Annotated in this window: 25 protein-coding genes; 9 read left to right on the top strand and 16 right to left on the bottom strand. The window is 53.6% G+C overall.

What is annotated here, in order from left to right:
* Position 1 precedes the first annotated feature (1 nt).
* A complete protein-coding gene (locus tag M987_RS08075) occupies positions 2-385 on the bottom strand; it encodes a winged helix-turn-helix transcriptional regulator (protein WP_014068649.1) in 384 nt (127 codons plus the stop codon).
* Between the two features lie 84 nt (positions 386-469).
* Between M987_RS08075 and M987_RS08070 the strand changes: the two genes are divergently transcribed.
* From M987_RS08070 to M987_RS08060, 3 genes are all read left to right on the top strand, one after another.
* Positions 470-1,318, top strand: a complete 849-nt coding sequence (locus M987_RS08070) for an SDR family oxidoreductase (protein ID WP_014068648.1) — start codon at positions 470-472, stop codon at positions 1,316-1,318.
* 81 nt (positions 1,319-1,399) lie between these two features.
* On the top strand, positions 1,400-2,224 hold the full coding sequence (locus M987_RS08065) for an AraC family transcriptional regulator (RefSeq protein WP_014068647.1): 825 nt from the start codon (positions 1,400-1,402) through the stop codon (positions 2,222-2,224).
* Positions 2,225-2,299: 75 nt separating this feature from the next.
* Positions 2,300-3,265, top strand: coding sequence for a DMT family transporter (locus tag M987_RS08060; RefSeq protein ID WP_014068646.1), 966 nt, complete (start codon positions 2,300-2,302; stop codon positions 3,263-3,265).
* A 78-nt stretch (positions 3,266-3,343) separates the two neighbouring features.
* Here the strand turns inward: M987_RS08060 and M987_RS08055 are convergent, their stop codons facing one another.
* Positions 3,344-4,993, bottom strand: a complete 1,650-nt coding sequence (locus M987_RS08055; protein WP_014068645.1) for a methyl-accepting chemotaxis protein — start codon at positions 4,991-4,993, stop codon at positions 3,344-3,346.
* 248 nt (positions 4,994-5,241) lie between these two features.
* Here M987_RS08055 and ytfE point away from each other — a divergent pair, with 248 nt between their 5' ends.
* Complete coding sequence (gene ytfE / locus M987_RS08050) at positions 5,242-5,904, top strand: iron-sulfur cluster repair protein YtfE (RefSeq protein WP_014068644.1); 663 nt, start codon at positions 5,242-5,244, stop codon at positions 5,902-5,904.
* A gap of 96 nt (positions 5,905-6,000) precedes the next feature.
* Here the strand turns inward: ytfE and cycA are convergent, their stop codons facing one another.
* Positions 6,001-7,410, bottom strand: a complete 1,410-nt coding sequence (gene cycA / locus M987_RS08045) for a D-serine/D-alanine/glycine transporter (RefSeq protein WP_014068643.1) — start codon at positions 7,408-7,410, stop codon at positions 6,001-6,003.
* Positions 7,411-7,723: 313 nt separating this feature from the next.
* Complete coding sequence (gene bamJ / locus M987_RS08040; RefSeq protein WP_014068642.1) at positions 7,724-8,344, bottom strand: BamJ family beta-barrel-assembly machinery protein; 621 nt, start codon at positions 8,342-8,344, stop codon at positions 7,724-7,726.
* 233 nt (positions 8,345-8,577) lie between these two features.
* Here bamJ and M987_RS08035 point away from each other — a divergent pair, with 233 nt between their 5' ends.
* The gene (locus tag M987_RS08035; RefSeq protein WP_014068641.1) at positions 8,578-9,222 is read left to right on the top strand and encodes a LysM-like peptidoglycan-binding domain-containing protein; all 645 of its coding nucleotides are present in this window, start codon (positions 8,578-8,580) and stop codon (positions 9,220-9,222) included.
* Positions 9,223-9,266: 44 nt separating this feature from the next.
* Here the strand turns inward: M987_RS08035 and M987_RS08030 are convergent, their stop codons facing one another.
* From M987_RS08030 to rpsF, 5 genes are all read right to left on the bottom strand, one after another.
* Positions 9,267-10,196, bottom strand: a complete 930-nt coding sequence (locus M987_RS08030) for a DMT family transporter (protein ID WP_014068640.1) — start codon at positions 10,194-10,196, stop codon at positions 9,267-9,269.
* Between the two features lie 152 nt (positions 10,197-10,348).
* Complete coding sequence (rplI, locus tag M987_RS08025) at positions 10,349-10,798, bottom strand: 50S ribosomal protein L9 (RefSeq protein ID WP_014068639.1); 450 nt, start codon at positions 10,796-10,798, stop codon at positions 10,349-10,351.
* A 41-nt stretch (positions 10,799-10,839) separates the two neighbouring features.
* The gene (gene rpsR / locus M987_RS08020; RefSeq protein WP_000135199.1) at positions 10,840-11,067 is read right to left on the bottom strand and encodes a 30S ribosomal protein S18; all 228 of its coding nucleotides are present in this window, start codon (positions 11,065-11,067) and stop codon (positions 10,840-10,842) included.
* A 4-nt stretch (positions 11,068-11,071) separates the two neighbouring features.
* Positions 11,072-11,386, bottom strand: coding sequence for a primosomal replication protein N (gene priB, locus M987_RS08015; RefSeq protein ID WP_014068638.1), 315 nt, complete (start codon positions 11,384-11,386; stop codon positions 11,072-11,074).
* A gap of 6 nt (positions 11,387-11,392) precedes the next feature.
* A complete protein-coding gene (rpsF, locus tag M987_RS08010; protein WP_014068637.1) occupies positions 11,393-11,788 on the bottom strand; it encodes a 30S ribosomal protein S6 in 396 nt (131 codons plus the stop codon).
* Positions 11,789-12,131: 343 nt separating this feature from the next.
* Between rpsF and yjfY the strand changes: the two genes are divergently transcribed.
* Positions 12,132-12,407, top strand: coding sequence for a DUF1471 family protein YjfY (gene yjfY / locus M987_RS08005; RefSeq protein WP_014068636.1), 276 nt, complete (start codon positions 12,132-12,134; stop codon positions 12,405-12,407).
* A 142-nt stretch (positions 12,408-12,549) separates the two neighbouring features.
* Here yjfY and M987_RS08000 read toward each other — a convergent pair whose 3' ends face one another.
* Genes M987_RS08000 through ulaA form a run of 6 tightly spaced genes read right to left on the bottom strand, consistent with a single transcriptional unit; the run spans position 12,550 to position 16,959 of the window.
* Positions 12,550-13,236 (bottom strand): L-ribulose-5-phosphate 4-epimerase, encoded by a 687-nt coding sequence (locus M987_RS08000; RefSeq protein WP_014068635.1) that lies wholly within the window; start codon positions 13,234-13,236, stop codon positions 12,550-12,552.
* Positions 13,223-14,089: an L-ribulose-5-phosphate 3-epimerase gene (locus M987_RS07995; RefSeq protein WP_014068634.1), complete on the bottom strand. Its 867-nt coding sequence runs from the start codon at positions 14,087-14,089 to the stop codon at positions 13,223-13,225. Before M987_RS07995 ends, M987_RS08000 begins: the two co-directional genes overlap by 14 nt.
* A 9-nt stretch (positions 14,090-14,098) precedes the next feature.
* A complete protein-coding gene (ulaD, locus tag M987_RS07990; RefSeq protein ID WP_014068633.1) occupies positions 14,099-14,749 on the bottom strand; it encodes a 3-keto-L-gulonate-6-phosphate decarboxylase UlaD in 651 nt (216 codons plus the stop codon).
* 14 nt (positions 14,750-14,763) lie between these two features.
* On the bottom strand, positions 14,764-15,231 hold the full coding sequence (gene ulaC / locus M987_RS07985; protein ID WP_014068632.1) for a PTS ascorbate transporter subunit IIA: 468 nt from the start codon (positions 15,229-15,231) through the stop codon (positions 14,764-14,766).
* 9 nt (positions 15,232-15,240) lie between these two features.
* Positions 15,241-15,546, bottom strand: a complete 306-nt coding sequence (ulaB, locus tag M987_RS07980) for a PTS ascorbate transporter subunit IIB (RefSeq protein WP_014068631.1) — start codon at positions 15,544-15,546, stop codon at positions 15,241-15,243.
* A 12-nt stretch (positions 15,547-15,558) separates the two neighbouring features.
* The gene (gene ulaA, locus M987_RS07975) at positions 15,559-16,959 is read right to left on the bottom strand and encodes a PTS ascorbate transporter subunit IIC (protein ID WP_014068630.1); all 1,401 of its coding nucleotides are present in this window, start codon (positions 16,957-16,959) and stop codon (positions 15,559-15,561) included.
* A 359-nt stretch (positions 16,960-17,318) separates the two neighbouring features.
* Here ulaA and ulaG point away from each other — a divergent pair, with 359 nt between their 5' ends.
* On the top strand, positions 17,319-18,383 hold the full coding sequence (gene ulaG / locus M987_RS07970; RefSeq protein WP_014068629.1) for an L-ascorbate 6-phosphate lactonase: 1,065 nt from the start codon (positions 17,319-17,321) through the stop codon (positions 18,381-18,383).
* Positions 18,384-18,494: 111 nt separating this feature from the next.
* Positions 18,495-19,250, top strand: a complete 756-nt coding sequence (gene ulaR, locus M987_RS07965) for an HTH-type transcriptional regulator UlaR (RefSeq protein ID WP_014068628.1) — start codon at positions 18,495-18,497, stop codon at positions 19,248-19,250.
* On the opposite strand, the gene yjfP is transcribed toward ulaR, so the two are convergent.
* Complete coding sequence (gene yjfP / locus M987_RS07960; RefSeq protein WP_014068627.1) at positions 19,247-19,978, bottom strand: esterase; 732 nt, start codon at positions 19,976-19,978, stop codon at positions 19,247-19,249. The genes ulaR and yjfP overlap by 4 nt on opposite strands.
* A gap of 137 nt (positions 19,979-20,115) precedes the next feature.
* Here yjfP and bsmA point away from each other — a divergent pair, with 137 nt between their 5' ends.
* The gene (gene bsmA, locus M987_RS07955; protein WP_014068626.1) at positions 20,116-20,445 is read left to right on the top strand and encodes a biofilm peroxide resistance protein BsmA; all 330 of its coding nucleotides are present in this window, start codon (positions 20,116-20,118) and stop codon (positions 20,443-20,445) included.
* The last annotated feature ends 65 nt before the right edge of the window (positions 20,446-20,510 follow it).

The following is a 20,510-nucleotide window of genomic DNA, read 5'->3' as shown; positions in this document are numbered from 1 at the left end:
TTTACGCCGCACGATCGTCCCGATTAGCCATCACCTTCGGCGTATTCACCTCAATCCAGTCTGCCAGTGCGGCCACTTTCTCGCTCACCTCAACCCCTAGCGGCGTCAGGCTATACTCTACATGCGGCGGCACGACCGGATACGACACGCGATCGATAAATCCGTCCTGCTCCAGCGCCTGAAGCGACTGGGCCAGCATCTTCTCGCTCACGCCGCCCATTTTACGGCGCAGGTCGCTAAAGCGGTGCGTGCCATCGCGCAGCGCCACCAGGATCAGCACGCCCCAGCGGCTGGTGACATGCTTTAACACTTCACGCGATGGGCACTGTTCGGCAAACAGGTTTCCGTCCCGTAACTGTTCACTGAGCGTTGGCGTCGTTTTCATACTTACCTTTTTGTGCGTACTTACTAAAAGTTAGTGTTGGTGATAGTGTGCCACAACACAAGACAAACACGAAGGAGTTCCCTCATGATCGCGATTACCGGTGCAACCGGCCAGCTTGGCCAACTCGTTATTGAACACCTGCTGAAAACCGTTCCGGCCAGCCAGATTGTGGCCATTGTGCGTAATCCGGCAAAAGCCGGAGCACTGAGCCAGCAAGGTATTGTTGTGCGTCAGGCGGATTATACCGACCAGGCGGCATTCACCACGGCGCTGAACGGTGTGGATAAGCTCCTGTTGATCTCATCCAGCGAAGTGGGCCAACGCGCAACGCAGCACCAGAACGTTATCAACGCTGCTAAAGCTGCGGGCGTGAAATTCATCGCTTATACCAGCCTGCTGCATGCCGATAAATCCCCTCTGGGGCTGCACGTTGAGCACGTCGCCACCGAGAAAGCGCTGGCTGAATCTGGCGTGCCTTACGCCCTGCTGCGCAACGGCTGGTATACCGAAAACTATCTGGCAAGTGCACCGCCTGCCCTTGAGCATGGCGTTTTCATTGGTGCCGCCGGTGAGGGCAAAATTGCCTCCGCGACCCGTGAAGACTATGCCGCTGCCGCCGCAACGGTTATCTCGCAGGAGGGTCACGCGGGTAAGGTGTATGAACTGGCGGGAGATAACGCCTGGACGCTGAGCGAACTGGCCGCGGAGCTGAGCAAACAGAGCGGTAAAAACGTGGCGTATCAGAACCTTAGCGAAGCCGACTTTGCCGCCGCGCTGAAAGGCGTTGGTTTGCCTGCCGGGCTGGCAGATATGCTTGCTGATTCCGATACCGGCGCGTCTAAAGGTGGCCTGTTCGATGACAGCCATACCCTGAGCAAGCTGATTGGCCGCCCAACGACGCCACTGGCTGAGAGCGTCAAAGCGATCCTGTAATTGTTACAAACTGGTTATTTTTTGTGGCATCCCCTCGGGTCATCTCTGATAATGAAGAGATGACCCACGAGGAGGTTCACCGTGCAAGGCGTACCAGAACAGTTCACTGATGAGAGAGACAGCGCGCGCTTTCGCCACCTGGCGCAGGTGCCGGGCATCGAACTGTATCATGCACATATTTCAGACTACGCCTTTGAGCCTCACACCCACGAAGCCTTTGGTATCGGCACCATAGAAACCGGTGCCGAGCGCTTTCGTTATCGCGGGACTCAGTATCTTGCCCCTGCGCAATCTGTTGTCACCATGAACCCAGACGAGATCCACACCGGCGAGTCCGCCACTGACGACGGCTGGCGCTACCGGATGGTCTATCTTGAACCCCAACTTCTTGAAGAGGTGACCGGCATCCGCCACTGGTGGTTTAACGATGTGACACGCCACGATCCCCTTCGCTCACAGCACATCGGCCAGCTAATATACGGCCTGTGGCACACGGACGATCCGCTGGCGCAAAAAGGGATGCTGCTGGAGCTGATAGAGACATTCCAGCCGCTCGCTCGCCATGCCCCCGTGATTCAGGAAGGCGCACATCGCTTCGAACGCGTGCGTGATTATCTGCACGACAACTATATGCATCCGCTCACATTAGATGAACTGGCAAATGTGGTGTCGCTAAGTCCGTACCATTTTCAGCGCCAGTTCAAAGCCCATTTCCATGTCACTCCGCATCAGATGCTGATGGCAATCCGTCTCTGGCGTGCCAAAGCGTTTCTGACTCACGGAATGCCCGCCGCAGAAGTGGCCGCCGCAACCGGCCTTACCGATCAGTCCCATTTAACCCGCGCGTTCACCCGTCGCTATGGCATCACGCCAGTGCGCTACCAGAAGCAGGTCGTTAAGCGCTAATGCGCAATCTCATACAATACGGCGCTGATTTCCCTTTCTACACTGATGTCAGAGTGAATGAATGTGGATGGAAAAATGATTAGCGGCGTGTTGTATGCCCTGCTTGCAGGTTTGATGTGGGGGCTGATTTTTGTTGGCCCTGTTATCGTGCCGGAATACCCGGCGATTTTGCAGTCTACCGGGCGCTATCTGGCACTTGGGCTGATTGCCCTTCCTCTGGCCTGGTTTGGCCGCGGGCGGTTGCGCCAGCTTAGCCGCCAGGACTGGGGAACCGCGCTGGCATTAACCATGATGGGAAACCTCATCTATTACGTGTGTCTCGCCAGTGCCATTCAGCGCACGGGCGCGCCGGTTTCCACCATGATTATCGGCACGCTGCCGGTAGTGATCCCGGTGTTTGCCAACCTGCTTTACAGCCAACGCGATGGCAAACTGGCGTGGTCAAAAATGGTGCCTGCACTGGTCTGCATCGCCGCCGGGTTAGTGTGTGTGAACGTTGCCGAGCTCAGTCACGGGCTTACTGATTTCAGCTGGTGGCGTTACGGCTCTGGCATCTTACTGGCGCTGGTTTCCGTGGTGTGCTGGACGTGGTATGCCTTGCGTAATGCCCGCTGGTTGCGGGAAAACCCGGACAAACATCCGATGATGTGGGCAACGGCGCAGGCACTGGTTACGCTGCCCGTCTCGCTGGTGGGATACGTGGGAGCCTGTGCATGGTTAGGTGTGCAGCAACCTGAATTCGCCCTGCCCTTCGGGCCGCGCCCGTGGGTGTTTGTCGGATTAATGGTGGCTATCGCGGTGCTCTGCTCCTGGGTGGGCGCGCTTTGCTGGAACATCGCCAGCCAGAAGTTACCCACGGTGATCCTGGGGCCACTGATTGTCTTTGAAACCCTTGCCGGGCTGCTTTACACCTTCCTGATGCGCCAGAGCGTGCCGCCGCTGCTGACAGCCTGTGGAATACTACTGCTGGTGGTTGGTGTGGTGATTGCGGTGAGGGCAAAGCCGGAAAAACCGATGGTCGTTCCGGCATCTGAGATGTGAGCATTGCCCAGCGGCGCTGCGTTTGCGGGGCCTACAAAACAGTAGGCCGGGTAAGCGTCAGCGTCACCCGGCATGATGTCAGAAGGTTTCCCAGTTGGCTTCCGTTGCCGTGGCTACGGGCTGTGTTTTTGGCACATAGGTTTTTACCGGAGCCGCTTTCACTGCCTGGCCGCGTGCAATTTTAAATACCGCGACCGCTTCGTTCAGACGTGCAGCCTGATCTTCCAGCGCCGCCGCCGCCGCCGCAGACTCCTCCACCAGCGAGGCGTTTTGCTGAGTCACACGATCCATCTCTGCAACAGCCTGACCGACCTGGTCGATACCGCGACTCTGCTCGTCAGACGCAGAAGCAATCTCACCCATAATGTCCGTCACGCGGGTCACGGCATTGACGATTTCCGCCATCGTGGCCCCCGCTTCGTTCACCAGCTGAGAGCCCGCGCTAACGCGTTCGCCGGAATCATCGATCAGCGCTTTGATCTCTTTCGCGGCCTGAGCGCTGCGTTGTGCCAGGGTACGGACTTCACCCGCCACCACTGCAAAGCCACGGCCCTGCTCACCCGCGCGCGCCGCTTCAACCGCTGCGTTCAGCGCCAGGATATTGGTCTGGAAAGCGATACCGTCGATAACGTTCGTGATCTGGGCAATTTTGCTGGAACTGGTAGCAATTTCGTCCATGGTACGTACCACGCCTTCCACTACGCTGCCGCCTTTCTTCGCAGTTGAAGAAGCATCCAGCGCCAGGCGGGAAGCCTGACGTGCATTATCGGCGTTTTGTTTAACGGTTGCCGTCAACTGTTCCATGCTGGCTGCGGTTTCTTCCAGAGAAGCGGCCTGTTGTTCAGTACGGGAAGAAAGGTCGTTGCTGCCCGCGGAAATTTCACCGGCCCCGGTATAGATGGTATCGGCCCCCTGGCGCACCACACCAACCGTATTTGCCAGTGCTTTTTGCATCTCCTGGACATTGTGGGCCAGCAGCGCCATCTCATTTTTACCACTCGCTTCAACCGGCTGAGTCAAATCACCGGCGGCAATGGCACGGATATGACCGATGACATCCTGCAACGGCAGCAGCAGGACACGACGCATTGCAATCCAGCTGGCGATAATCACACCCACGACGATCAGCATAATGACAGAGAGCGCCCACAGGATGCGCTTATAGTCACTTTCATTGTCCTTGATCCCTTTGTTGGCGAGCTTCGCCTGGGCAGTACGCCACTCGTGATAGACTTTCTGCATCGCGTTCTGCTTCTGCTCGGCATTCTGTTTGAACATGTCTTCCAGATTGCCCTGCCCCAGCAGTACGTTCATTTGTGTCAGCGTGGCGGAGTAAATGCGGTACTGTTCTTCCAGCTGCTTTGGCAAGTCTTCACCCAGCCCTGGGGTATTTGGCAGCGCGTAGTATTTATCGAAATGCGCTTGTGCATCCGCCAGCAGATTTTTTGCCGTCTCTACCAGCTCATTCAGCTGACCGCCGTTAATCTGGGTCGCCACGCTGCTTTGCAGACGCAACATCCCGCGGTTCAGGGTAACACGCGCCTGGTTGAGGCTGATCCACGCATCGGTGAATTCCGCCACGTTTTGGCTCGCCACCTGAGAAACGGTGAAGTTATCTTTGTCGTTATTTAGCGCATTAATAAAAATGCCGGCGGAGATCAGTTGCATGATGCCGAGCACAAGCAGCACCGAGACCAGGAGGGTAATCACTTTTATACGTTTAAACATTCTTCGCCTTTTTTATATGCAGGATATTGTCTGACGTGTAACTATCGGCAGGCAGGCCGTGTTGTTTAATGTTTCTTCAGTTTCAAAACCCCCTTACCTGGAATTTTTTGAATTCATTCAGAAGCTTAAAACATAAGAAATTTTTGTGATTCCCCTCACATTTTCGTGCGTGCCACTAAAGGGTTATAGTATCGGCTTAAAGATGCATTTAAAATGCATCTTATATTATTGATGATGAGGTAACTGCTATGGCCTTCCGCGACAAACCACTCGGCGAGCTGGCGCTCTCCATCCCTCGCGCTTCTGCGCTGTTTCGTAAATACGACATGGATTACTGCTGCGGCGGTAAGCAAACACTGGCGCGCGCAGCTTCGCGCAAAGAGCTGGATGTAGAGATTATCGAAGCGGAGCTGGCAAAACTGGCCGAGCAGCCTGTCGAGAAAGACTGGCGCAAGGTTGAGCTTGCAGAGATCATCGACCACATCATCGTGCGTTACCACGACCGTCACCGTGAACAGCTGCCAGAACTGATTTTACAGGCGACCAAAGTTGAACGTGTTCATGCTGACAAACCTTCAGTTCCACGCGGTCTGGCAAAATACCTGACCATGCTGCATGAAGAACTTTCCAGCCACATGATGAAAGAAGAGCAAATCCTCTTCCCGATGATCAAACAGGGAATGGGTAGCCAGGCGATGGGGCCAATCAGCGTGATGGAAAGCGAGCACGACGATGCGGGCGAACTGCTGGAAGTGATCAAACACACCACCAACAACGTCACTCCGCCGCCAGAAGCCTGCACCACCTGGAAAGCGATGTACAACGGCATTAACGAAATGATCGACGATCTGATGGAACACATCAGCCTTGAAAATAACGTTCTTTTCCCGCGTGCATTAGCAGGTGAATAAAAAAGGCCGCTGCGGCATGATGCCCTCACCCCAACCCTCTCTCACAGGGAGAGGGCGCAAAAACTAAAAACGGCAACCGAGGTTGCCGTTTTGCTTTTACCTTACGCCTGCCATGCGTTTCTTACCGATAAACAGCCAGCCCAGACCCAGCGCGATGAACCAAAGCGGCGTAACAATCAACGCCTGACGGGTATCATCTTCCAGCGTCAGCAGCACGATAACGAACGCGAAGAACGCCATGCACACCCAGCACATCAGCTTGCCCAGCGGCATCTTGTAGATCGATTTTTCATGCAGGTGCGGACGCTGTTTGCGGTACACCAGGTATGAACACAGGATGATGGTCCAGACAAACATGAACAGGATCGCAGACACCGTGGTGATCATGGTGAACGCGCCAATCACGCTCGGGTTAACGTAGAGCATCACCACGCCGCCCAACAGACACATACAGGAGAAGGTCAGCCCTTTCGCCGGTACCGCACGCTTAGACAATTTCGCGAACGCGCTCGGCGCAACACCTTCCTGCGCCAGGCCAAACAGCATACGGCTGGTAGAGAACACGCCGCTGTTTGCCGAAGAGGCCGCAGAGGTCAGCACCACGAAGTTAATCAGGCTTGCCGCCGCCGGCAGACCCACCAGCACAAACAGCTCGACGAACGGGCTCTTGGTTGGCACAACAGAACTCCACGGCGTGACCGACATGATGATAATCAGCGCGAACACGTAGAACATAATGATACGCACGGGGATGGAGTTGATGGCACGAGGCAGGGATTTCTCCGGATCTTTGGTTTCCGCAGCGGTGGTGCCCACCAGCTCAATACCCACAAACGCAAACACCGCAATCTGGAAGCCGGCAAAGAAGCCGCTCAGCCCTTTCGGGAACCAGCCACCGTCATTCCACAGATGGGTAAAGGAAGCCTGAACCCCCGTAGGCGACTGGAAGTGCGTGAGAACCATGACCAGCCCCACCACAATCAGCCCCACGATGGCGACGATTTTGATCATCGCAAACCAGAACTCCATTTCACCGAACATTTTCACGGTAGCCAGGTTGAGGCTCAGCAGCAGAACAATCACCGCCAGCGATGCCACCCAGTCAGAAAGGCCGGGGAACCAGAACTGGGCGTATGCGGTAATGGCAACCACGTCGGCCATCCCTGTGACAACCCAGCAGAACCAGTAAGTCCAGCCCGTAAAATAACCTGCCCACGGCCCTAACAGGTCGGATGCGAAGTCGCTGAAGGATTTATATTCGAGATTCGAGAGCAGCAATTCACCCATTGCGCGCATCACGAAGAAGAGCATAAAACCAATGATCATATAAACGAAGATGATCGACGGCCCGGCAAGACTGATGGTTTTGCCCGACCCCATAAACAGCCCGGTACCAATGGCACCCCCGATGGCAATAAGCTGAATATGACGGTTTGTGAGATTGCGCCGTAGCGACTGTTCAGACGGCGCTTCTTCTTCAGCGACGACTTTGACCTGATCTACCATGTGATATTTTCCTGTTTATGCCTGTCTGTGTTGTTAAGGCTCTTCTGGCCTTTAAATACGTCAAAAAAATGACGTTCCCCGTGTAAGGGCTAATCGATATTAGGTAAGAATCGGCGGGATGAATACTATGAATTGGATATTATGTTAACAATATGTTGAAAGTGAGTGTCATATCACTCATACAGCGCGAAACAGCTCACAAAAATACACGCAACAGTTTCGTTTGCAAGATAAAATATTGATTCCGTCGTAACTATAGGTTTTATCACTATTTTCCTCTCCCCGGGCGGAGAGAGGAAATAAGAAAAGCCGATTACAGGATTTCCAGCAGCTCGACTTCAAACACCAGGGTGCTGAATGGCGGGATAGACGCGCCGGCGCCACGCTCGCCGTAGGCCAGGTTTTGCGGGATAGTCAGTTCCCATTTGGAACCCACTGGCATCAGGGTCAGCGCTTCGATCCAGCCAGCGATAACGCCATTTACCGGGAATTCAGCCGGTTCGCCGCGCGCAACAGAGCTGTCAAACACAGTACCGTCGATAAGCTTACCGGTGTAATGCACGCGAACGTGGTCAGTACGAGCCGGAATTGCGCCCTCGCCCTGGTTGATTACGCGGAACTGGAGGCCAGATTCGGTGCTGTTCACGCCTTCGCGCTCGCGGTTCTCTTCCAGGAATTTAACGCCTTCTGCTGCCATCTCTTCGAAACGTGAGCGACGTACGGCGTCAGCACGTTCGTGGATTTCGCGCAGCGCACGGTGCACAACATCGACAGGAACAGCAGGGTGTTTGCCTTCCAGCGCGTCAGCGATACCCGCCACCAGCGCTTCCGGTAACAGTCCTTCCAGGCCGGATTCGCTCAGCTGCTGTCCTACCTGCAAGCCGATACCGTAGCTTGCCTGCGCTTCGATGGTGTCAAAAGTCGGGGTGGTCATGGGTTTTCCTTCCATCACATTTAAAGTAGCGGGCAGCATAACAGTCACACCCCATCGGGTAAAACTTTGTCTTAAGTTAAGATGACAAATCGCGGGGAAACAGAAACAATAGAGCCCGTCAGGATATTTCCTAAATATGTGTCACGGAAGCCGACTTTGTTACGCCCTTCAGGCAGTTAGCAAACTACACTTCTCAGGACAGGATAAAAAAGACGCGGAGCAGGAGGAAAGCCATGCCCGGGCGATTTGAACTGAAACCTACCCTGGCGAAAATCTGGCAAGCACCAGACAATTTTCGCCTCATGGACCCGCTGCCATCTTTGCATCGCAAAGGCATCATCATTGGGGCGCTGCTGGTTATTCTGGGCTTCCTGCTTCCTTCTGGTGGCGATAACAGCGATAGCGCGCCAGTCGCCCGCAACGCGCAGCTGGATATCCAGTCTCAGGCGCAGCCGCAGCCAGACCCTCAGCCAATGCAGACTCAGCTGGTCACCCCCTCTAACGATCCGGGCCAGGTCGCTCCCGTTGAGCCAGAGCCAGTACAAGACGAACAACCACAGGAGCAGGCATCGGCTCCTGAACAACCGCAAACCCAGCAACCGACAGGTATCGAGCAGCAATGGCGCTCGTATCGTGTAGAGCCGGGTAAAACGCTCGCGCAGCTGTTCCGCGACCATAACCTGCCGCCAACAGATGTCTATGCCATGGCACAGGTTGAAGGGGCGGGTAAACCGCTTAGCAATTTACAGAATGGCCAGATGGTGCAGATCCGCCAGAATGCCAGCGGTGTCGTGACCGGGTTAACGATTGATACCGGAAATGGTCAGCAGGTGCTGTTTACGCGCCAGCCCGATGGCAGTTTTATCAGAGCACGTTAACTTACAGGCCGGGTAAGGCGAAACCGCACCCGGCCATGTTCTTCTCAGGCACTGCGCTTATTTACCCACCAAATCCCTGAGCACACCAGCACCAGCGCCACCGCGTATTTGATATCCAGGATATTCTCACCGAGGAAAATCGCGGAAAGCACCGTCCCTGCCACCGGCACAACGAAGTTGAACGGTGCGATCATACTGACGCGGTTCACCTTCAGTAACACGCTCCACAGCGCGAAAGCCACCGAGGAAAGCAACGTCAGATAGCCGAGCACCGCTACGGCCTTCAGGCTATGCACTTCCAGCGTACCGCCCGTTGCGTAGCCGCCAGCCACCAGTACCGCACCACCGATAGCAAGCTGCCAGCCCGTCATTACCGTTGGATCGACCGTCTGGGAGATGCGTTTCCCGTATAGCGTGGCGGCAGAAAGAATAAAGGCCGCCAGCACCACGAAGCCATCGCCGTTCCAGACAAAGTGGAATTCACTTAACCCACTGTGGAAGTTGACCAGCATGACCCCGGCAAACCCCAAAATACAGCCCAGTGTCTTGTTATAGCTGAGCTTGTCGTTGTGATAGATGAAATGCGCCAGCAACACGCTAAAGAAAGTGCCAGTGGCATTCATGATCGAGCCGTTGACGCCTGTCGTGTAGGCCAGCCCTATATAGAAGAAGGTATACTGAATCGATGTCTGGGTCAGCCCAAGAAGAGTGAGCTGGCCGAACTGCTTTGTTGTCAGCCGGGCGATAGGCTTGCGCTGCGCCAGAGCAAACAGCAACAGGATCAGCCCCGCGAAAAGAAAACGGTATCCGGCGAAGACAACTTTTGACGGAATATCATCAGTCGCAATGCTAAAGAGTTCATAACCACTTTTTATTGCCGGGTAAGAGCTTCCCCAGAGTAAACAGCACAGGGTGGCACAGGCATAAGCGACATTTTTACGGGCGAAAATCGGTACGGATAAGGGGGTGTCCATAGCAAATCTCAAAGATAAAATTGCGTTTCATTTTATTATCTGAGAATGCGTCAGGAATAGCTACCATACAAGAAGAAAAGATGATTTCGGGTAGCCTTAAAAAGCAAAACGCCGGCACAAGGCCGGCGCTTCGACGAGAGCAGAGTAAAAAATTACTCAGCTACAACGTTAACAACCAGTTTAGCGAACACTTCGCTGTGAACCTGGAAGTCAACTTCGTGCTCACCAGTGGTACGCAGAACGCCGTTCGGCATGCGAACTTCGCTCTTCGCCACTTTAACGCCTGCTGCAGAAACTGCATCAGCGATATCGCGGGTACCGATGGAACCGAACAGTTTACCTTCGTCGCCAGCTTTAGACGCGATGGTAACGGTGCCCAGTGCGTTGATTGCTTCAGCGCGAGCGTTAGCAGCCGCCAGAACGTCAGCCAGTTTGGCTTCCAGTTCAGCACGACGTGCTTCGAAAAACTCTACGTTTTTCTTAGTAGCTGGAACAGCTTTACCCTGTGGAACCAGGAAGTTACGTGCGTAACCCGCTTTAACGTTAACCTGATCACCCAGGCTGCCCAGGTTTGCTACTTTATCAAGCAGAATAACTTGCATTACCTTATCCTCTTAAAGTCGTATTAATGGACTGTGCCCGATTACTGATGACGATCAGTGTACGGCAGCAGGGACAGGTAGCGAGCGCGTTTGATAGCGCGAGCCAGCTGACGCTGGTATTTTGCACGAGTACCGGTGATACGGCTTGGGACAATCTTACCGCTTTCGGTGATGTAGTTTTTCAGCGTTGCGATATCTTTATAGTCGATCTCTTGAACGCCTTCCGCGGTGAAACGGCAGAACTTGCGACGACGGAAATAACGTGCCATATGGCTAGTCTCCAGAATCTATCAAATCAATCTGCTCGGCATGCAGAACCATTTTGCTCAGGCCGTTCTTTGCCTTGTGGCAAGAAATGAACCCCTGAACGATTACTGCACTACCGACCGTTATACTGTGAGTAATGGCCTGGTTTTCGTGTCCGCTAATAATAACGGGCATTTGGCACCACGCCTGCCGGTGAAACCCGGCTTCCTCTTGCACAGAACGATGCTCAAGCACGAACTGGCAATGCGGAATTCCTGATGGACTGACCTTTCGAAGGGGGGTCCTGCACACAGTGCCTGACAACACCAGACGGTTGGTCATCAGAAATTACTCTTCAGAATCCCCAGCATCAGAATCATCTGCGGTTTCGTTTGCGAAATCATCGCGACGCTCACGGCGCTCGTCTTTCGCTTTAACCATCGGAGATGCTTCGGTAACTGCGTTTTTGGTACGCATAACCATGCTGCGGATAACGGCATCGTTGAAGCGGAAGGTAGTTTCCAGCTCATCGATCACTTCCTGCGGCGCTTCAACGTTCATCAGAACGTAGTGTGCTTTGTGCAGTTTGTTGATCGGGTAAGCCAGCTGACGGCGGCCCCAGTCTTCCAGACGGTGGATCGTACCTTCTGCACCAGTGATGGCAGCAGAGTAACGCTCGATCATACCCGGAACCTGTTCGCTCTGGTCAGGATGGACCATAAAAACGATTTCGTAATGACGCATCGAATTGCTCCTTACGGATTATTCAGCCTCCTGTCTGGGTCAGCCGAGGCCCGGGGAGGCAAGGAACGTGTTAAAGGTCGGCTGAAAAATTGACGCGTCATAATACTTGCGTGCCCCCGGAAACTCAAGCTGATTGCGCAAAAAATTCGCACAAAGCGTAAAGATGAACTAAGTGGATGATTTAAAATTAATCACATCAGGAAGCGTTGTTTTTTTGAACAACAGCATCAGAAATGGTCACCAATCCCCTTCTGAGAAGCGATTAAACTTTAATCAGAGTTCATCCAAAGGCAAAAGGAGATGTTTCAACCGTCACACAGCACGCAGTCGTGGAGCGCATATCATGAAAAAAATCGCAATCGCCATTATGGCTGCGCTTTTGCTTAGTGCAAACGCGATGGCAGCCATCAAGATAGACGGCCGGCAGGCCAGAAACATGGATGATGTGCAAAGCTTAGGCGTAATCTACATCAATCATAATTTCGCCACTGAAAGTGAAGCAGATCAGGCAATTAACGAAGAAACCGATGCCCAGGGTGCAAAATACTATCACGTCATTCTGATGCGTGAGCCCGGCAGCAACGGCAACATGCATGCAAGTGCAGATATCTACCGATAACGCTTTAACGCTAGCACCAGGAAAGCCAACAAAGACAACATAGCCATAGTTTGACTTGCCCCCTGCCCGGGGGCTTTTTTTTTGCGAATGGCTCTGAAATACCACCGGTTACAACTGTTTTTCGGTATTCCAGAGCACTTATTCACTTCTGCCCGTAGTAAGCATTTGGGCCATGCTTGCGCATGAAATGTTTGTTCATCAGGTAATCATCTATGCCCTGGAGATGGGGATTAATCCCGCGGGCAATCCACGCCATTCGCGCCACTTCTTCCATCACCACCGCGTTATGAACAGCATCATGGGCATCTTTTCCCCATGCAAATGGGCCGTGCTGATAGACCACAATACCCGGCGTATGCAGTGGCTCACGTTCACCCAGCGTTTCGATAATCACTTTCCCGGTATTTAGCTCGTATTCACCTTCGACTTCAGCAGCCGTTAATGCGCGCGTGCAGGGGATGTCGCCAAAGAAGTAATCGGCATGCGTAGTTCCCAGTGCCGGTATTGCCAGACCTGCCTGCGCCCAGGCCGTGGCATGCGTTGAGTGCGTATGCACAACGCCGCCAAGAGACGGATAACGCCGGTAAAGTGCCAGATGAGTAGCAGTATCGGAAGAAGGCCGCCATTTGCCCTCAACAACATTTCCGTCAAGATTGACCACCACCATATCGTCAGCTTGCATGGCCTCATACGCTACGCCGCTGGGCTTGATTGCAATCAGCCCTCGCTCGCGATCGATAGCGCTGACGTTACCCCAGGTAAACGTCACCAGGCCATAACGCGGGAGATCCATATTGGCGTCAAAGACCTGCTGTTTAAGCTGCTTCATGCCCGGCCTCCAGTAGCCCTGCCCGCGCCATGCGCTCGCGCACCCAGTCTCGGGCTTTTGCCACTTCACCCGCCGGGTCGTCCGATGTTTCACTCCACATCTCAATCAGATAGGGCCCGCAATAGCCGGTCTGCTTGAGCGTCTCGAAGCACCGTTCGAAATCCACCACCCCGGTGCCGAACGGAACATTTTTGAACACACCCGGACGCGTATCTTTGACGTGTACCGCCACGATATGCCCCATCCCCGCCTGCAACTCCATCTGTACATCGTTATCCCACGCCGACAGATTGCCGATATCAGGATAAAGCTGGAACCAGGGGTTATTCAGGTAGTGCGCGTAACCCAGCGCCTTGCTGATGGAGTTCATCAGCGGATAGTCCATGATCTCCATCGCCAGCGTCACCTGCGCACGGCTGGCCATTTCCACGCTCTCTTTCAGCCCGTCACGGAAACGACGGCGCGTCTCATCGTTGGCTTCCTGATAATAGACGTCATATCCGGCAAGCTGGATAACGCGAATACCGACATCCTGCGCAAAGCGGATAGCTTTACGCATGATCTCCAGCCCCTGTGCGCGCACGGCATCATCTTCACTGCCAAGGGGAAAACGACGGTGAGCGCTCAGACACATAGACGGCACGCGCACGCCCGTTTCGGCTACGGCCTGCACCAGCGCCAGACGTTGTTCACGGCTCCAGTCGAGGCGGGACAGGCGCTCGTCAGTTTCATCCACTGACATTTCGACAAAATCAAAACCCAGCAATTTTGCCAGCTTTAACCGCTCAATCCAGCACTCCCCCGCAGGGAGTGCCTTTTCGTAAATGCCAAGCGGGACTTGTTTAGACAACATACCCGCTCCTTAGCCCCAAAGCTGAGCGATTGAACGTTTGAACTGACGCGCAGCTTCCACCGGAGACACCGCATCACGGATGCTACGGCCAGCAATAAAGACGTGAATGGGAATGCCCTGGAACAGCGGCAGGTCTTCCAGCGCCAGGCCGCCGGTCACGGTGACTTTGAAGCCCATATCCGCCAGACGCTTGATGGCACTGATATCCGCGTCGCCCCAGGCCACACCCGCCGCCTGCGCATCACGGCTACGGTGGTAAACCACCTGCTGAATGCCCGCATCGCGCCACTCCTGCGCCTGCTCCCAGGTCCAGAAGCCGGTCAGCTCAATCTGCACGTCGCCGTTGAACTCTTTTGCCACGTCCAGCGCGCCTTTGGCGGTGTTGATATCCGCACAACAGATAACGGTGACCCAGTCAGCATTGGCTTCAAAACACATGCGAGAAAGAATTTTGCCTGCATCAGCGATTTTGGCATCCGCCAGCACGATTTTATGCGGATAGAGCGCTTTCAGGTCGCGGACGGCGCGAACGCCTTCGCCTACGCAAAGGATGGTGCCGACTTCAATGATGTCCACTTCTTCTGCAATCAGGCGGGTGGTTTCATAAGCGTGGGACAGCGTTTGGTTATCCAGCGCAACCTGCAACATTGGTAATGACATTTTGTGTGTTCCTTTTAAACAGCCGCCGCAGTGGCGTTATCAATTAAATCCAGCACTTCCTGCTCGGTACGGCAGGCGCGTAAACGGTCAAAATTGGCTTCATCATCAAACAGATTGACGATCTGCATGATGCCGACTTCCTGATGGGTGTTGGCATCAACGGCCGCCATGGTGATCAGAATATCGACCGGGTCGTTATCTTCATGGTTGAACACCAGCGGCTCTTTTAATGTCACCAGCGCGAAACCTGTTTTTTTGACGCCCTCTTCCGGGCGGCCATGCGGCATTGCCAGCCCTGGCGCAATGACGAAATACGGGCCGTGCTGCGCAACACCATCAAGAATGGCCTGGTAATAACGCGGCTCGACAACGTCAGCCTTAACCAGCAGATCCACGCTCAGCTTGACCGCTTCCTGCCAGGTGCTGGCTTCGGCCTGTAAAAGGATGGAGTTATTGTCTGCCAGCGAATCACGTAGTTTCATGTGGCATCCTTACTTCACGTCTTGTGGGAAGTGCGCGTGGATCACTTCCAGAAGTTTTGGACCAAAGTCAGCGGGCGACAGCATATTGCGAACACCCACCACATATTTATTGCCCGTCACGGTGATCTCCCCAGCGATATGGGTAGAGGCGATGATGATGTCCGCGCCGTTCAGTTCACTTTTGTATTCACCCACTGCGCAGCTGTTCACCGTGTGGTCGATGTTTGACTGGGTTAAAAACTGGTCCACTTTCATCTTCATGATCATGGAGCTACCTTGCCCATTGCCACACACAGCCAGGATACGTACGGTCATAATCGAAACTCCTTAGTGAGCAGACACTTCTGCTGTTTGTTTTTCCGCATCTTCTTCAGCTCGCAGCGAACGGCCAGCGAAGAACATATAAGTCAGTGCAATCAGGATGATGACGGCCATAAAGACCAGCCCGACAGAGGCAAAGCCCTGCATCATCGGCGGTGCCAGAATTGACCAGTCCGCCATGCCCATCCAGGCGCTCATGCCGGTGAGCTTGACGGCCCACACGCAACCGAAGATCTCGATCATGCCCATCACCAGGCAAATCTTGAGCGCCGCGCGCCAGCCGCCAAAGTGGTTAGCAAAGACGCCGATAGTGGCGTTGGAGAAGAACATCGGGATAAAGCCAGGAATAATCAGGATTGAGGAGCCACAGCCCACCAGAATGCCGACGGCAATCAACTGACCGATGGTGCCCCACATAAAGCCCCAGACGACGGCGTTCGGCGCAAAGCTATAGATAGCGGCGCAGTCAATTGCCAGGACAGCGCCAGGGATCAGACGTTGGGAGATACCGTTGAAGGCTTCTGACAGCTCAGCCACGAACATACGCACACCCTGGGTGATGATGAAAATCGCCACCGCGAACGAGAAGCCGGTTTGCAGGATGTAGACTGTCCAGTGCGTTTTGCCCGCCATCGCCTGGACAACGTCGATGCCGAAAGAGAGCAGGATCGCCCCGAAGAAAATGGTCATCACAATCGCGGTAGAAACGATGTTGTCATGGAAGATATTCAGCCAGCCAGGGAGCTTAAGATCTTCAACACTCTCTTCTTTTTTCCCCAGGAATGGCGCGACTTTGTAGGCAATCCAGGACGCGAACTGCTGCTGGTGACCGATTGAGAAACCGCAGCCATCGGTCACGTCTTGCGTTGGCTTGTACATCATATTGGAGGTGATCCCCCAATACAGCGAAACCAGAATCGCGGTGCAGATGATCGTTGTCCACATCGGATAACCGAAGATATAGAGAGACACGGCAATCAGACCGGCCTGCTGGAACATGATGTGGCCGGTCAGCATGATGGTGCGGATACCGGTGATACGCCGCAGCAGAACATAAATAATGTTCAGCGCCAGTGCGAGCAGCACGGCGTACCCCACCCAACTATATGCATCACCCATACGATCGATGGTAGCCATCATTGAGGCGTAGGTGTCAGAGATGGCGCCATTGATGCCGTACACTTCCGACATTTTGGCGACCACAGGCTTAAATGTGCCCGTTAAAATGCCGGACCCTGCCTGTAACAACATAAAACCGATAATCGTTTTAATGGTGCCTTTGATAATCACGCTGACGCTTTTACGCAGAAGGATGTAGCCCAGGCACGTCACGATACCCAGCAACAGCGGGGCGTTAGTCATTACCTGATTAAAAAATACGGTAAAGACGTTGTAGAGGATCTCCATAACTCTCTCCAGAAATGAGAACACGAGGGGCAATCCCTGTGTGGTTGGTGCCACCACTCTAGTAATCACAAATAATCACCACAAGATTGCATTTGATTATTTGTGACGCATCACGCAATTTATTTCCACGGTGTTAGTAATGATTTTCATTACTGCGTTAGTGGAATAATTTAACCCTTATAATTCATTAGGTTGATGTTTAATAACTGATATATTAGCAACCTAAAAACGGATTTTACGTGATGTCGCAAAGATAATTTTCCGCGATTTACCCGTTGCAAAGCGGTTCAAAGAGTGCCAGAGTTAATCACAACAAATCACCATATGATTACTTTTGATTAATACCAGGAGTCAAAACGATGAGTAAAGTGAACACCATCACCCGTGAATCATGGATTCTGAGCACCTTCCCGGAATGGGGTTGCTGGCTGAACGAAGAGATTGAGCAGGAACAAGTTGCTCCAGGCACGTTTGCAATGTGGTGGCTGGGCTGCACCGGCATCTGGCTGAAATCAGAAGGTGGTGCGAATATTTGTGTCGATTTCTGGTGCGGCACGGGCAAACAGAGCCACGGCAACCCGCTGATGAAAAAAGGTCACCAGATGCAGCGTATGGCAGGTGTGGAAAAGCTCCAGCCAAATCTGCGTACCACGCCATTTGTGCTCGACCCGTTCGCCATTCGTCAGATTGATGCGGTTCTGTCTACGCACGATCACAACGATCATATCGACGTGAACGTGGCCGCTGCGGTCATGAAAAACTGTGCTGATGACGTTCCGTTCATTGGGCCGCAAACCTGCGTTGATTTATGGATCGGCTGGGGTGTGCCAAAAGAGCGTTGCATCGTAATGAAGCCGGGTGATGTGGTGAAAATCAAAGACGTTGAGATCCACGCGCTGGATGCCTTTGACCGTACTGCCCTGATTACCCTGCCGGCAGACCAGAAAGCAGCAGGCGTGCTGCCAGACGGCATGGACGAACGCGCGGTGAACTACCTGTTTAAAACCCCTGGCGGTTCCCTCTATCACAGCGGCGATTCCCACTACTCCAACTACTACGCGAAGCACGGCAACGAGCACCAGATTGATGTCGCGCTGGGTTCCTACGGTGAAAACCCGCGCGGTATCACCGACAAAATGACCAGCGCCGATATGCTGCGCATGGCGGAAGCGCTGAACACCAAAGTGGTGATCCCGTTCCACCACGATATCTGGTCAAACTTCCAGGCCGACCCGCAGGAAATCCGCGTACTGTGGGAAATGAAAAAAGACCGCCTGAAATACGGCTTCAAGCCATTCATCTGGCAGGTCGGTGGCAAGTTCACCTGGCCGCTGGACAAAGACAATCTTGAATACCACTATCCACGTGGTTTTGATGATTGCTTTACCATTGAGCCTGACCTGCCGTTCAAGTCCTTCCTCTGATTTTGAAGCCAAATAGCCAGACCTCTGTGTCTGGCTATTTCATATTTAGCTTAGTAATTTCACGCTATTTCAAATATCATCTTTTCAAATCAATTTTTATCGGAATAGCTCATGACGGAAGCGCAACGGCATCAAATTTTACTGGAACTCCTGGCGCAAACAGGGTTTGTCACCGTCGAGAACGTCATCGATCGTTTAGGAATTTCCCCGGCGACGGCACGACGAGATATCAACAAGCTGGATGAAAGCGGCAAACTGAAAAAAGTCCGCAACGGTGCAGAGGCCATTAGCCAGCAGCGCCCACGCTGGACGCCAATGAACATCCATCAGGCGCTGAATCACGATGAAAAAGTGCGTATCGCCAGAGCGGCTTCGCAGCTGGTGAATCCCGGAGAGAGCGTGGTGATCAACTGTGGCTCGACTGCGTTTCTGCTGGGGCGGGAGATGTGCGGGAAACCGGTACAGATCATTACTAATTATCTGCCGCTGGCCAACTATCTTATCGACCAGGAGCATGAAAGCGTGGTGATCATGGGCGGTCAATACAACAAAAGCCAGTCCATCACGCTAAGCCCACAGGACAGCGAAAACAGCCTCTACGCCGGACACTGGATGTTTACCAGCGGCAAGGGCCTTACCGCTGAAGGCCTGTATAAAACTGATATGCTGACGGCGATGGCAGAGCAAAACATGCTTAACGTAGTGGGCAAGCTTGTTGTGCTGGTCGATAGCAGCAAAGTGGGTGAGCGCGCCGGAATGCTGTTTAGCCGCGCAGAGCAGATCGACATGGTGATCACCGGGAAAAATGCCGATCCCGTAATCCTCCAGAAGCTGGAAGATCAGGGCGTCACAATCCTGCGCGTTTAAAGGTGCTTACGGAAAAACGCGACCGTGGCATCCAGCGCGGATGGCGTAATGCGGTGCCGCACACCGGCTTCCCACTGGCAGGTTAACTTCCCGTCCAGCCCTTCGCTTTTGAGTGCCTGCTGCAAGCGGAAGGTTTCAACGGCAGGCACAATGTCGTCTGCTTCGCCGTGCCACAGGAATAGCGGCCTGCTCGCCAGCTGTGGCAATGCATGGGTTACCTCCCATTGCGCCAGTGCCGCCATCACAGCCTCAACATCATCCTGCTCGCGAGGTGGGAACAGCGTCTGCGAGAGGGAAGTGAAATATCCGGAACCCATCAGGCAGGCCACAGATTTCACCTCTGGATGATGGGCCATGATCCCAAGAGCCGTCATGCCCCCCATTGATGCCCCTGCCACCGCCAGACGGTTATCCGCCACCAGCCCCGCCTGGTGCAATGCATCTCGCAGCGCGGCGAACTCGTTAAGGCTGCCGTGAAGGATTTGCCAGAACTGCCCAAGACGAGCCTGTTCATCACCCGTAAAGCGTGCGCCGTGATCGGGGGCATCCGGCATTACCACACGAAAACCGGCCTGCGCCAGCGCGACCGCAAAGTAGCTGTAAACCAGCTTAGATGAAGTAAACCCATGATAAAAAACCACAACGGGCAACGGTTGCTGACCTTTTCCCGCCGGAAAAGCATGTAAAATTTCGTGGTCACCGAGTCGTTGTGTTTCAAGTTCTATCATTGTCGATCCTTTGCAATTGAATGATTCATAATGTTGAGAACTGGGTTACGCTTTCACGACATTTTCATTCGAAATTTACGCCCCAGATAACACTTCGGGAACATTCCCCCAAAACTAAATTTACAGACAACTACACTATGGCTATCAGGAAACGAGATATGGTTATGCGCAGGTTTGCTGCTTTATTGCTGGTGTCACTGCTTAGTGGCTGTAGCGCGCTGCAAGGCACGCCACAACCCGCTCCCCCGGTTGCCGATCACCCGCAGGAAATTCGTCGTAATCAGACGGAAGGATTACAACGAATGGGTACTGTTTCCGCGCTTGTTCGCGGCTCCCCGGATGATGCGCAAGCCGCAATAAAAGCCCAGGCCGTCGCTGCAAAAGCAGATTATTACGTGATCATCATGGTTGATGAAACCATCATTACGGGACAGTGGTACTCACAGGCGATTTTGTACCGTAAGTAATGGGCTTCATTTGAACGACATTTACACTGCTTTGCGTCCATAGACATTTTCCTGTCCACAATAAA

Origin of the sequence: Enterobacter soli ATCC BAA-2102, assembly GCF_001654845.1 — a bacterium.
Lineage (GTDB): Bacteria > Pseudomonadota > Gammaproteobacteria > Enterobacterales > Enterobacteriaceae > Enterobacter > Enterobacter soli.
The sequence above is the reverse complement of the archived record's forward strand: the minus strand, read 5'-3'. Positions and strand labels throughout refer to the sequence as shown.

Bases quoted from the DNA above. Each gene is read 5' to 3' on its own strand.
- M987_RS08000 (WP_014068635.1), bottom strand. From the start codon at position 13,236: ATGAAGCAGCTTAAACAGCAGGTCTTTGACGCCAATATGGATCTCCCG.
- rplI (WP_014068639.1), bottom strand. From the start codon at position 10,798: ATGCAAGTTATTCTGCTTGATAAAGTAGCAAACCTGGGCAGCCTGGGT.
- ulaC (WP_014068632.1), bottom strand. From the start codon at position 15,231: ATGAAACTACGTGATTCGCTGGCAGACAATAACTCCATCCTTTTACAG.
- yjfY (WP_014068636.1), top strand. From the start codon at position 12,132: ATGAAAAAAATCGCAATCGCCATTATGGCTGCGCTTTTGCTTAGTGCA.
- priB (WP_014068638.1), bottom strand. From the start codon at position 11,386: ATGACCAACCGTCTGGTGTTGTCAGGCACTGTGTGCAGGACCCCCCTT.
- bsmA (WP_014068626.1), top strand. From the start codon at position 20,116: ATGGCTATCAGGAAACGAGATATGGTTATGCGCAGGTTTGCTGCTTTA.
- cycA (WP_014068643.1), bottom strand. From the start codon at position 7,410: ATGGTAGATCAGGTCAAAGTCGTCGCTGAAGAAGAAGCGCCGTCTGAA.
- M987_RS08075 (WP_014068649.1), bottom strand. From the start codon at position 385: ATGAAAACGACGCCAACGCTCAGTGAACAGTTACGGGACGGAAACCTG.
- ulaB (WP_014068631.1), bottom strand. From the start codon at position 15,546: ATGACCGTACGTATCCTGGCTGTGTGTGGCAATGGGCAAGGTAGCTCC.
- M987_RS08055 (WP_014068645.1), bottom strand. From the start codon at position 4,993: ATGTTTAAACGTATAAAAGTGATTACCCTCCTGGTCTCGGTGCTGCTT.
- ytfE (WP_014068644.1), top strand. From the start codon at position 5,242: ATGGCCTTCCGCGACAAACCACTCGGCGAGCTGGCGCTCTCCATCCCT.
- ulaR (WP_014068628.1), top strand. From the start codon at position 18,495: ATGACGGAAGCGCAACGGCATCAAATTTTACTGGAACTCCTGGCGCAA.
- M987_RS07995 (WP_014068634.1), bottom strand. From the start codon at position 14,089: ATGTTGTCTAAACAAGTCCCGCTTGGCATTTACGAAAAGGCACTCCCT.
- M987_RS08035 (WP_014068641.1), top strand. From the start codon at position 8,578: ATGCCCGGGCGATTTGAACTGAAACCTACCCTGGCGAAAATCTGGCAA.
- ulaD (WP_014068633.1), bottom strand. From the start codon at position 14,749: ATGTCATTACCAATGTTGCAGGTTGCGCTGGATAACCAAACGCTGTCC.
- M987_RS08030 (WP_014068640.1), bottom strand. From the start codon at position 10,196: ATGGACACCCCCTTATCCGTACCGATTTTCGCCCGTAAAAATGTCGCT.
- M987_RS08060 (WP_014068646.1), top strand. From the start codon at position 2,300: ATGATTAGCGGCGTGTTGTATGCCCTGCTTGCAGGTTTGATGTGGGGG.
- yjfP (WP_014068627.1), bottom strand. From the start codon at position 19,978: ATGATAGAACTTGAAACACAACGACTCGGTGACCACGAAATTTTACAT.
- rpsF (WP_014068637.1), bottom strand. From the start codon at position 11,788: ATGCGTCATTACGAAATCGTTTTTATGGTCCATCCTGACCAGAGCGAA.
- ulaG (WP_014068629.1), top strand. From the start codon at position 17,319: ATGAGTAAAGTGAACACCATCACCCGTGAATCATGGATTCTGAGCACC.
- rpsR (WP_000135199.1), bottom strand. From the start codon at position 11,067: ATGGCACGTTATTTCCGTCGTCGCAAGTTCTGCCGTTTCACCGCGGAA.
- M987_RS08070 (WP_014068648.1), top strand. From the start codon at position 470: ATGATCGCGATTACCGGTGCAACCGGCCAGCTTGGCCAACTCGTTATT.
- bamJ (WP_014068642.1), bottom strand. From the start codon at position 8,344: ATGACCACCCCGACTTTTGACACCATCGAAGCGCAGGCAAGCTACGGT.
- ulaA (WP_014068630.1), bottom strand. From the start codon at position 16,959: ATGGAGATCCTCTACAACGTCTTTACCGTATTTTTTAATCAGGTAATG.